The 9,517-nt window shown below is 70.0% G+C and carries 7 protein-coding genes; 3 read left to right on the top strand and 4 right to left on the bottom strand.

Annotation, left to right across the window (positions count from 1 at the left end; translation table 11 throughout):
• The 4 genes from ACLN58_RS12890 to ACLN58_RS12875 form a co-directional block, all read right to left on the bottom strand.
• Positions 1–417: DegV family protein (locus tag ACLN58_RS12890; protein WP_415855663.1), on the bottom strand; the 417-nt coding region annotated here is incomplete at its 3' end.
• Positions 418–436: 19 nt separating this feature from the next.
• Complete coding sequence (gene leuS, locus ACLN58_RS12885; RefSeq protein ID WP_415855662.1) at positions 437–2,956, bottom strand: leucine--tRNA ligase; 2,520 nt, start codon at positions 2,954–2,956, stop codon at positions 437–439.
• Positions 2,957–3,159: 203 nt separating this feature from the next.
• Positions 3,160–4,692: a glycerol kinase GlpK gene (gene glpK, locus ACLN58_RS12880; RefSeq protein WP_415855661.1), complete on the bottom strand. Its 1,533-nt coding sequence runs from the start codon at positions 4,690–4,692 to the stop codon at positions 3,160–3,162.
• A gap of 63 nt (positions 4,693–4,755) precedes the next feature.
• Complete coding sequence (locus tag ACLN58_RS12875) at positions 4,756–6,528, bottom strand: FAD-dependent oxidoreductase (RefSeq protein WP_415855660.1); 1,773 nt, start codon at positions 6,526–6,528, stop codon at positions 4,756–4,758.
• A 98-nt stretch (positions 6,529–6,626) separates the two neighbouring features.
• Here ACLN58_RS12875 and ACLN58_RS12870 point away from each other — a divergent pair, with 98 nt between their 5' ends.
• The 3 genes from ACLN58_RS12870 to ACLN58_RS12860 all read left to right on the top strand — a co-directional run.
• Positions 6,627–7,640: a sugar-binding transcriptional regulator gene (locus ACLN58_RS12870; protein ID WP_415855659.1), complete on the top strand. Its 1,014-nt coding sequence runs from the start codon at positions 6,627–6,629 to the stop codon at positions 7,638–7,640.
• 62 nt (positions 7,641–7,702) lie between these two features.
• A complete protein-coding gene (locus tag ACLN58_RS12865) occupies positions 7,703–8,620 on the top strand; it encodes an alpha/beta fold hydrolase (RefSeq protein WP_415855658.1) in 918 nt (305 codons plus the stop codon).
• Positions 8,617–9,517: glycosyltransferase (locus tag ACLN58_RS12860; protein WP_415855657.1), on the top strand; the 901-nt coding region annotated here is incomplete at its 3' end. The genes ACLN58_RS12865 and ACLN58_RS12860, both read left to right, overlap by 4 nt.

Here is a 9,517-nt window from a genome sequence, read left to right as displayed (position 1 = left end):
GGCGGCGAGCCGTGCCGCGTCGGCCGTGCCCGACAGCGCCCCCGACAGATGAATGGAGACGATCGCTCCATAGCCGGCCTGCGCGAGCTCGCGGTACACGCGCTCGAACAGGCCGGGGGCGGGGCGCGACGTCCTGACGGGCCGGCCCGCGGCCAGGGCGATGCCGAGCGCGGCAACAGCCTCTGGCCCATCGGAGAAGATCTCGTCGCCGGCCATGATCGAGAGCGGCACGACGGCGAACCAGCCGCGGGCCTCGGCGGGCTTGGTCCACTCCGGCAGGAGGCCCGCGGCGCTGTCGGTCACGATCGCGGTCCGAACCGACGGCGCGTCTGCTCCCCGGGGCGCCGGCAGCAGGCGGTTGAGACGCTCCGCGCTGAAGCGGTTCCTCAGCCAGCCCACCGCTGATCGCTCAGTCACGCCCGAGGCCCGCCCGACGCTACGCCGGGACGATGTTCACAAGCTTCGGCGCCCGCACGATGACCGTACGGATGCCGCGGCCATCCAGGACGCGCTGCACGTTCGGCGACGCGAGCGCCAGCTCGCGGAGCGCGTCCTCCGCGATGTCCGGGGCGACGTCGAGCCTGTCGCGCACCTTGCCCTGAACCTGGACGACGGCGGTGACCGTCTCCTCGACGAGCAGCGACGGATCGTGGGCAGGCCACGCCGCGTTCGCGACCGACGGCTCGTGGCCGAGCGTGGCCCACAGGTCCTCGGCCGTGTACGGCGCGACGAGGCTCAGGATGATCGCGACGGCCTCGACGGCCTCGCGCACGGCCGGATCGGAGCCGCCCGGGCCGTTGTCGATCGCCTTGCGGGTCGCGTTGACGAGCTCCATGACCTTCGCGACGACGACGTTGAACTTGTGCGCCTCGACGAGCTCGGACGCGTCGGCGAGCGTCCTATGCGTCACCGAGCGCAGGGCCCGGTCGCCCACCGCCGGATCGACACCTGGGGCGCTCGTCACGTCCTGGCCCAGACGCCACGCGCGGGCGAGGAACTTCGCCGAGCCTGCGGGCGAGACGTCGGCCCAGTCGACGTCGTCCTCGGGCGGTGACGCGAACACCATGGTGAGCCGCACCGCGTCGACGCCGAACTGGTCGAGCTGCTCGCCGAGGTCCACCCCGTTGCCCAGTGACTTGCTCATGGCCCGTCCGCCGTTGAGCACCTGGCCCTGGTTCATGAGGGACGCGAACGGCTCGTCGAAGTCGACGAGGCCCATGTCCTTCATGACCTTCGTGAAGAACCGGCTGTACAGCAGGTGCAGGATCGCATGCTCCACGCCGCCCACATACTGCGCAACGGGCATCCAGCGCTTTGCCGCGTCGGGGTCGAACGGGCCCTCCGTGTACTCGGGCGAGAGGTAACGCAGGTAGTACCACGAGGAGTCCACGAACGTATCCATCGTGTCGGTGTCTCGCTTGGCCGGCCCCGCGCACGAGGGGCATGCGACGTTGACCCAATGCTCGGCCGCCGCGAGGGGCGACGTGCCCTTCGGTGCGAGCTGCTCGCCGCGCAGATCGTCGGGGAGCCGCACGGGGAGCTCGCTGTCCGGCACGGGCACCTCGCCGCACGCCTCGCAGTGGATGATCGGGATCGGCGCGCCCCAGAAGCGCTGCCGCGACAGGAGCCAGTCGCGGAGGCGGTAGTTGACCGTGCCAGAGCCGGTCCCCGCGGCCTCGACGATCTCGATCGCCTTCGCGATGCCCTCGGCCTTCGACAGCCCGTCGAGCGGACCCGAGTTCACGATCGTGCCCTCGCCGGAGGTCGCGATGCCGGTCTCCGCGGGATCCTCCTCGCCCGTCTCGAGCACAGGGCGGACGGACAGCCCGAACGCGCGCGCGAAGTCGAGGTCGCGCTGATCGTGCGCCGGGACGGCCATGATCGCGCCCGTGCCGTAGTCGGCGAGGACGTAGTCGGCGGCCCAGACCGGGAGGCGCTCGCCGCTCAGGGGGTTGACGGCGTAGCGGCCCAAGAAAACGCCGGTCTTCTCACGGTCGGTGTTCTGCCGCTCGATTTCGGACAGCGCCTTGACCCGGTCCTGGTACTCGGCGAGCGCCCCCGCCTGCGCCGGTGCGACGAGCTCGCCGGCGAGGTCGGCGTCCGCGGCGACGACGAAGAATGTGGCGCCGTAGAGCGTGTCCGGGCGCGTCGTGAAGACGGTGACCTTGCGCTCGGGCTGCGCGCCCTGGGTGTCCGTCGCCTCGATCACGAAGTCGACGTGCGCGCCCTCGGAGCGACCGATCCAGTTGCGCTGCATCGCGAGGACTCGCTCGGGCCAGTGGCCCTCGAGCTCGGTCATGTCATCGAGCAGGCGGTCGGCGTAGTCAGTGATCTTGAAGTACCACTGGTTGAGGGCCTTCTTCGTGACCGGCGTGCCGCAGCGTTCGCACACGCCGTTGACCACCTGCTCGTTCGCGAGCACGGTCTGGTCCTTGGGGCACCAGTTGACCGGGTGGTTCTTCCGGTAGGCGAGTCCGCGCTCGTAGAAGCGCAGGAAGAGCCACTGGGTCCAGCGGTAGTAGTCAGGGTCAGAGGTGTGCAGGCGGCGCGACCAGTCGAGGCTCAGGGCGTAGCGCTTGAAGGACGCGGCCTGTGTCTCGATGTTGGCGTACGTCCACTCGGCGGGATGCGCGTTGCGCTTGATGGCGGCGTTTTCCGCGGGGAGGCCGAACGAGTCCCAGCCGATCGGGTGGAGCACATCGAAGCCCTTGAGGCGCCAGTAGCGGGCCACGACGTCGCCCATTGCGAACGCCTCGGCGTGGCCCATGTGGAGGTCCCCCGAAGGGTACGGGAACATGTCGAGGACATAGCGGCGCGGGCGGCTCCCGTCGTCGTGGGGCGTGAAGACGCCCAGCTCGTCCCACACCGACGGCCACCTGGCCTCGATTGCGGCAAAGCTGTAGGCGGACTCCGCCACGCTTGCAGTCGTCTGCTCCGCGCCCTGCTCTTCGCTCACCGTGCTTCTCTCCACTGTCTGTTTCCCCTCGCGGCCGCCGCGGCGTCCGCCTCGCCTGCAGGCACCTGCCTCCTGACACACAAAAGCCCCTCACAGGGAGGGGCTGCCGCTCGTGACGAGCGGCTAGGAAAGGAGGAGGACACCATGCATACGCAACATCCTAGCGCAGGCACCGCGAGCGAAGGCGACGCGCGGGGCCGGGCCTAGCGCACGTCGTCGTCGACCCAGTCCATCGACTTCGTGACGGCCTTCTTCCACAGGCGCAGCTGACGGTCCCGCTCGGCCGAGTCCATCGCCGGGGACCAGCGCCGCCCCTCGCCCCAATTCGCGGAGAGCTCGCCGAGGTCCTTCCAGAAGCCAACCGCGAGGCCCGCGGCGTACGCGGCGCCCAGCGCCGTCGTCTCGATGACCTTCGGGCGCACGACGTCGACGCCGAGGATGTCGGCCTGAAACTGCATGAGCGCGTCGTTGGCGACCATGCCGCCGTCGACCTTGAGCTCGCTCAGCGGGACGCCCGAGTCCGCGTTGACCGCGTCGAGCACCTCGCGGGTCTGGAACGCGGTCGCCTCGAGTGCGGCGCGGGCGATGTGGCCCTTGTTGACGAAGCGGGTCAGGCCCACGATGGCACCGCGCGCGTCGGCCCGCCAATACGGTGCGAAGAGACCCGAGAACGCGGGCACGATGTAGACGCCGCCGTTGTCCTCGACCGAGAGCGCGAGATTCTCGACCTGGGGCGCGGACTCGATGAGGCCGAGGTTGTCGCGCAGCCACTGGATGAGCGATCCCGTGACGGCGATCGAACCCTCGAGCGCGTAGTGCGGCGCAGCGTCTCCGAGCCGATAGCCGACGGTCGTGAGCAGGCCGTTCTTCGAGTGAACGATCTCCTCTCCCGTGTTGAAGATGAGGAAGCAGCCCGTGCCGTACGTGTTCTTCGCCTCGCCCTCGGCGAATGCGGCCTGCCCGAACGTCGCGGCCTGCTGGTCGCCGAGGATGCCCGCCACCGGCACGCCCGCGAGGGGCAGGGAGCCGTGCACCGTCCCGTAGACCTCGGACGACGAGCGGATCTCGGGCAGCATCGACGAGGGGACGCCGAACGCGTCGAGGATGCCCTGATCCCACCCGAGAGTCTCGAGGTCCATGAACAAGGTGCGGGACGCGTTCGTGACGTCCGTGACGTGAACCCCGCCGTCGATCCCGCCCGTGAGGTTCCACAGGATCCACGCGTCGGTGTTGCCGAACAGGAGCTCGCCCGCCTCGGCGCGCTCGCGCGAGCCCTCGACATGGTCGAGGATCCACGCGATCTTCGTCCCCGAGAAGTACGTGGCGAGCGGGAGGCCCACCGTGGCTTTGAAGCGTTCGACGCCGCCCTCCGCCGCGAGCGCGTCGACGATGGCTTGCGTTCGGGTGTCCTGCCAGACGATCGCGTTGTAGACGGGCTCGCCCGTGGTCTTGTCCCACACGACGGCGGTCTCGCGCTGATTCGTGATGCCCACCGCACAGATTTCGTCCCTCGTGAGCCGAGACGCAGTGAGGGCCTCGGCCATGACCTTGCGCGCATTGTCCCAGATCTCGAGGGGATCGTGCTCGACCCAGCCGGCCTGTGGGAAGATCTGCTCGTGCTCGAGCTGGCCGGTCGAGACGATCGAGCCGCCGTGGTCGAACACGATCGCGCGCGTGCTCGTGGTCCCCTGGTCGATCGCGAGGACGTAGCGGGGGCTCGGGGTCGGCTCAGACATTCACTGCTCCTTCGGAATGGATGCGCTGTGGGTACGATACCGGGGCGTCAGCCGCTCCGGGTCTCAGCCAACCAGTTGATCGGCGTCCACGCGGTGTGACTCCGCGAGCGTGCCCAGCGCGTGCTCGGCTTCGGCCGCGACCCGGCTCCCGTCCCAGCCCAGGTGGGGCGCGAGCGCCGACGCGACCTCCCAGACGAGCTCGCGCGTGACGAGCCCGCGGAACGCGAGCGACGTCCGGCGGATGAGCACGTCGACGGCGTGGCCGATCTGCTCGTAGTGGGCGAGATAGGCGAGCTCGCGGTCGCTCAACTCGTGGGTGCTCTTGAGCAGGCTGTCTTCGCCTTCGCGGAGGAACGCGATCACCTCCGCGGCCCGCGTGCCGTAGCGCTCGAGGAGGACCTCGGCGCGGGCCGCGTCGATGCCCGGGCCGAGGTGGGCCTTGAGCCATTCCTCGCGCGCCGCGGGGTCGGAGGGGAACCCCGCGCCACCGCCGATCGCGAGCTCCTCCGTGTTGGTGCGGCGCTGTGCGCCGAGTTCGCCGAGAACGCGGTTCGCGAGCTGCTCCGACAGCGCGCGGAACGTGGTCCACTTGCCGCCCACGAGACTCAGCCGCACAGGCTTGCCGACCGTTCCGCCTGCGCGCTCGATCCGATAGTCGCGGGACACGAATCCGGGGGCCGTGTCGCTGTGCCGGGGAAGGGGCCGGACACCGGAGAACGTATAGACGATCTGCTCGCGGCCCACCCGGACGCCCGGGAAGACGTGGCGCATGAGGTCGAAGAAGTACTCGATTTCTTCGTCCGTGCACACTGGATCGAGGTCGCCCGCCGCGTGGATATCGGTCGTGCCCACGAGGACCCTGTCCCCGATCGGGTAGATGAGCACGATGCGCCCGTCCGTGTGCTCGAAGAAGATCTCGCGCCCCGCGCAGGCCCCGAGCAGTTCCGGCGCGTCAAGGACGATGTGTGAGCCCTTGGTGCCGCCCATGAAGTGGGTGCCTGAGCCGAGGGCGGCGTTGGTCTCGTCGGTCCACGCGCCCGTGCAATTGACGACGACGCCCGCAGAGAAGGCGAATTCCTCACCGGTGAGCTCGTCGCGGAGCCGCACCGCGCCGTCGTCCGTCGCTACCGCGCTGACGTAGTTGGCCGCCCGCGCCCGGAGGCCTCCCGCCTCGGCGCCGGCGTCCAGCCCGTCTCGGAGCACATCGAGCGTGAGCCGCTCGGGATTGTGCACCGAGGCGTCGAAGTACGTCGCGGTGTATTTGACGTCGGGCCGCAGCTGCGGAAGGTCCGCGAGGGCCCGCTCGCGCCCCACGAAGCGATGCCGGGGCACCGCGCCGCCCTCGCGCGAGAACGTGTCGTACAGCGAGAGACCGAGCTTGATGAGCAGCGCGCCCCGTGCGTGCGGCTTGCCCTTGCGGTGGACCAGGAAGCGGAACGGTGCGTTGAGGAGCCCCGAGAACGTGCTGAAGATCGGGATCGTGGTCTGTAGGGGCTTCACGTAGTGGGGCGCGATGCGCAGGAGGCGATTGCGCTCGACGACGGACTCGTGGACGAGGCGGAACTCGCCGTTCTCGAGATAGCGGATCCCGCCGTGGATCATGTGCGAGGAGGCTCCGGACGCGCCCTGGCAGTAGTCGCCGCGTTCGACGAGGGCCACATCAATCCCTTGGAGCGCGAGGTCTCGGAACGTCGCGACGCCGTTGATCCCGCCGCCGATGATGAGGACCTGCGCGTGCGGGCGGTCGCGGAGGGCGCCGATCGTCGCGCGGGGCGCGCCAGCCGGCGGGATGCTCTGATCGGGCTCGTTGGTGCCGGAGTCGTGGTGCTGGGCCACGCGTCCTCCTTGAATCGTTGCGGTGGGGTCACCGTCCATTCTTCGGAAGGTTGAGAAGTGAGTTCAAGGGCTGTGCACATACGTGCAAAAATGGTTCCATGACACCGTCAGCTGCCCGGCGGGACCGGCCCGACGATTCGATTTCCGCACACTCTCCCATCGCCCGCAAGGACCGCGACGCCCTCCTGGCCGCGCGCCTCTATTACCTGCAGGACTTCACGATGGACGCGATCGCCCGCGAGCTGCGGACCTCGCGCTCCACCGTGTCCCGGCTGCTGACCTTCGCACGCGAGACCGGCCTCGTGCAGATCCAGATCTCGGATCCGCTCGATTCGTCCGTGGAGCTCGAGGCGGCCGTGGCCCGCCGCTACGGCGTCCGCGCGCACATCGTGCCGCATGCCGCGAATCTCAATGAGGCGGAGATGCTCGACCGCGTCGCGATGTACGCGGCGCGCACGCTCACGCCGTTCGTCGAGTCGGACATGGTGCTGGGAGTGGCGTGGGGCTCGACGCTCACCGCCATGAGCCGCTATCTCAACCGGAAGTCGACCCATGGCAGCACGGTCGTGCAGCTCAACGGCGCCGCGAACACCCAGACCATGGGCCTCGGCTACGCGAGCGAGATCGTGCGCCGCTTCGGGGCCGCGTACGACGCCGCGGTCGAAGAGTTCCCCGTGCCCGCGTTCTTCGACCGGGCCGAGACGAAGCGGCTCATGTGGCGCGAGCGGAGCGTGAAGCGCGTCCTCGATCTCCAGGCCCGCATGAAGCTCGCGGTGTTCGGCGTCGGCTCCGTCTACGCGGACGTGCCGAGCCACGTGTATTCGGGCTCCTATCTCGACGCCGCCGACGTCGCGAGCCTCGCGGCCGAGCGCGTAGCCGGAGACATCGCGACCGTCTTCTTCCGCGAGGACGGGAGCTCAAGCGGGATCGCGCTCAATGACCGCGCGACCGGGCCCTCGCACCGCCTCATGAGATCGATCGAGCATCGCTTCTGCGTCGTCTCGGGGCCTGCGAAGGCGCGGAGCCTGCGCGGGGCGCTCAACGCGCGTCTGGTCACGGAGCTCGTGGCCGACGAAGCGACGGTCCGCGCGCTCCTCGCGCTCGAGACCTGACTCGCGGGCGTGGCGCCGCCCGGTAGAGTCGGAGGCATGACCGCGCGCGACGAGGTGAACTGATGGTGGCCACGGCACAGGACGGATTCCTCTCCCCCGGCCTCGATGCTCGTGAACGTCGCTCGACGGTCACAGTCCTCGGCGCAGCGACGGCCGTGTTCACCTATGAGCCCGAGGGCGGGGCCGGCGCCTCCGCGCCGACGGTCCTGGCCGTGCACGGGTTCCGCGGGACCCATCACGGACTCCTGCGCATCGTGGACCGGCTCCCCGGCGTGCGCATCGTCATGCCCGACCTGCCGGGCTTCGGCGCGTCCGAGCCGCTCGCCTCGGGCGCGCACGACATCACCGGTTACACAGCGTGGCTCGCCGCCCTCGCGGACGAGCTGGGGCTCGGTCCGGACGCCGTGCTCTTGGGGCATTCGTTCGGCTCGATCGTCGCGGCGCATTTCGTGGCGGCGCATCCGGAGCGGTTTGCGCGGCTCATCCTCGTCAACCCGATCTCGGCCCCAGCCCTCGAGGGCACGAAGGGCGTGCTCAGCCGCCTCGCCGTGGGGTACTACCGCGCTGGGGCGTCGCTGCCCGAGCGCGTGGGGGCCGGGCTCCTGCGCCATGCGCTCGTGGTGCGGATCATGAGCGAGGCCATGGCGAAGACGCGGGACGCCGCGCTCCGCCGCTTCGTGCACGGCCAGCACGCCGAGCACTTCTCAAGCTTCGCGAACCGGGACATGCTCCTCGAATCGTTCGAGGCCTCCGTCTCGCACACCGCGGCCGAAGTCGCGGACCGACTCGCGCTGCCTGTCCTCCTCATTGCCGGCGATCGGGACGAGGTCGCCCCGCTCGCGGCGGTGCGCCGGTTCCACGAGCGGCTCGCCGACTCGCGGCTCACGGTGATCCCCGGCGTCGGCCATCTCATCCACTATGAGACGCCCGAGCCGGCAGCCCAGGCGATCCACGACTTCCTCGCCGAGGGGGCCGAGTGAGGCTCCTCATCGACGCGCGGTTCACCCGCACGGACCACCATGACGGCATCAGCCGCTACGGCGCGAGCCTCATCGAGGCCGTCGCGGCCCGCACCGAGACCGCGATGCTCATCAGCGACGAGCGCCAGCTCGCCCTCCTCCCCGACGTCCCGCACATCAAGGTCTCGAGCCCGCTCTCGCCAGCCGAGCTCTTCGTCGCCGCCCGCGTCAACGGGCTCGCGCCCGACGTCGTGTTCTGCCCCATGCAGACCATGGGCTCGTGGGGCCGCCGCTACCCGCTCATCCTCACGCTCCACGACCTCATCTACTACGAGCACCCCGAGCCGCCGGGCTTCCTCCCCGCGCCGGTGCGGCTCCTCTGGCGCCTCTACCACAAGGCGTACTGGCCTCAACGCGCGCTCCTCAACCGCGCGGACGTCGTCGCGACGGTGAGCCACACGACGAAGTGGCTCATGTCCGAGAAGCGGCTCACGAGGCGGCCCGTGCGGATCATCGGGAACGCGCCGCAGGGCGGCCGCGTGCCGCGCGACCCGAACGAGGCACCCAAGCGCAGCCTCGTCTACATGGGCTCGTTCATGCCCTACAAGAACGTCGAGACGGTCATCGCCGGGATGGCGGCGCTGCCCGACTACACCCTTCACCTCCTGAGCCGCGTCTCTCCCGCGCGCCGGGCGGAGCTCGACGCGCTCGTCCCGGCGGGGGCGTCCGTCGAGTTCCACGGCGGCGTGAGCGAGGAGGAGTACGAGGCGATCCTGCGCGAGGCGACCGCGCTCGTGAGCCTCTCGCGCTCGGAGGGCTACGGGCTCCCGCTCGTCGAGGCGATGTCACTGGGGACGCCCGTCATTGCGAGCGACATTCCGATCTTCCGCGAGGTGGGCGGCGACGGCGCGCGGTTCG

It is taken from the genome of Sinomonas sp. G460-2, assembly GCF_047759905.1.
In the GTDB taxonomy this organism is placed as follows: Bacteria; Actinomycetota; Actinomycetes; order Actinomycetales; family Micrococcaceae; genus Sinomonas.
The sequence above is the reverse complement of the archived record's forward strand: the minus strand, read 5'-3'. Positions and strand labels throughout refer to the sequence as shown.